This window comes from Mycobacterium sp. TH-M11 (genome assembly GCF_057473725.1).
On sequence record NZ_JBYCLD010000040.1, the window covers coordinates 1 to 1,736 of the forward strand.

Annotated in this window: 1 protein-coding gene; it reads left to right on the forward strand. The window is 67.6% G+C overall.

Annotation, left to right across the window (positions count from 1 at the left end):
* The coding region (locus tag AC2VOG_RS01685) for a UvrD-helicase domain-containing protein (RefSeq protein ID WP_486938183.1) at nucleotides 1-1,736 on the forward strand (1,736 nt) is incomplete at both ends.

A 1,736-nucleotide genomic window follows, 5' to 3' on the forward strand; every position in this document is an offset into this window, starting at 1 on the left:
TGCTGGAAAGCCTCGACGACCTCACCACCGAGGTCGTCGACGACCTGTATCTCGCTCACTTCGGCCGGCAACGCGACAATCCGGTGCTGCAGTACGATCCCGCGCTGAAGCTGGCGCTCACGGCGGTCAACAACCCGGCCGCTGAGCTGCGGCCGCTCCAGGCGGAACCGGGGTCGGAGGCCGCCGCCCGCGTCGACTTCGCGAAAGCCGTTCTGGCCGAGCTGGACACCCGCAAACGCCGCCTCGGCGTGCTGGGCTACGACGATCTGCTGAGCCGGCTGGCCGCCGCGCTGGACACCGACGACTCCCCCGCCCGAGCACGCATGCGGCATCGGTGGCCCATCGTCATGGTCGACGAATTCCAGGACACCGACCGGGTGCAATGGGAGGTGATCGATCGCGCGTTCAGCGGGCATTCGACGGTGATCCTGATCGGCGACCCGAAGCAGGCCATCTACTCGTTTCGCGGCGGCGACATCGTCACCTATCTCGAAGCCGCGAAGACGGCCGGTGACCGAAAGACGTTGGCCACCAACTGGCGCAGCGACTCTGCGCTGCTGGACCGCGTGCAGGTGGTGCTGCGCGGCGCGCAGCTCGGCGACCCCGCCATTGCGGTGGAGGATGTCGCGGCTCACCATCGGGGCCACCGGCTTGCGGGCGCACCGCACAACGATCCGTTTCGGCTGCGAGTCGTTGCACGAGAGACGCTCGGCTGCAGCGGCGTTCAGAATCCAACCATCGACGCGATCCGCGAGCACATCGGCGCCGACCTGGCCGCCGACATTCGCGCCCTGCTTGCCAGCGGTGCAACATTCGACGGTGAGCCGCTGCGGGCCTGCGACATCGCGGTGATCGTCGAGCGGCACAAAGATGCCGACGCCTGCTTTAAGGCGCTGTGCAACATTGGAATACCCGTCGTCTATCCAGGCAACAACGACGTGTTCAGCTCCGACGCCGCGGCAGATTGGCTGTGCCTGTTGGAGGTCTTCGACCAACCGCAACGTCCCGGGTTGGTGCGCGCCGCGGCGGCGACGGTGTTCTTCGGCGAGACCGCGGAAACGCTGATGGCAGGCGGTGACCCGCTGACCGATCGGATCGCCGGCACGTTGCGCGAATGGTCGTCGCATGCGCGGGAACGCGGGGTGGCCGCGGTGTTCGAGGCGGCGCAACTGTGCGGCATGGGCGCGCGGGTGCTGTCCTGGCGGGACGGCGAGCGACGGATGACCGATCTCGCGCACGTCACCCAGTTGTTGCAGGACGTGGCCCACAACGAGCAGTTGGGCTTGCCGGGACTACGGGATTGGCTGCGCAAGCAACGCGAAGAGCGCAGCGGCGCAACCGAACGCAACCGTCGACTCGACAGCGACGCCACCGCCGTGCAGGTGATGACGGTGTACGCGGCCAAGGGTCTGCAATTCCCGGTTGTCTACCTGCCGTTCGCGTTCAACCGCTATATCCAGGACTACGACATGGTGGTGTACCACGATGGCGACGTGCGCTGCCTGTATGTCGGCGGCAAGAACGGGCCCGGCGCCCCAGTCGCCAAGCAGCAGGGCCGCCGGGAGGACGCCAGCGACATCAGCAGGCTGAGCTATGTGGCGATGACACGCGCGCAGTCGCAGATGGTGGTGTGGTGGGCACCGTCCCGCGACGAACCCAACGGCGGGCTGTCGCGGCTGCTGCGTGGCCGTCGCCGCGGCGAGCCACTTGTGCCCGACAAGTGCTCCCCACCAAAG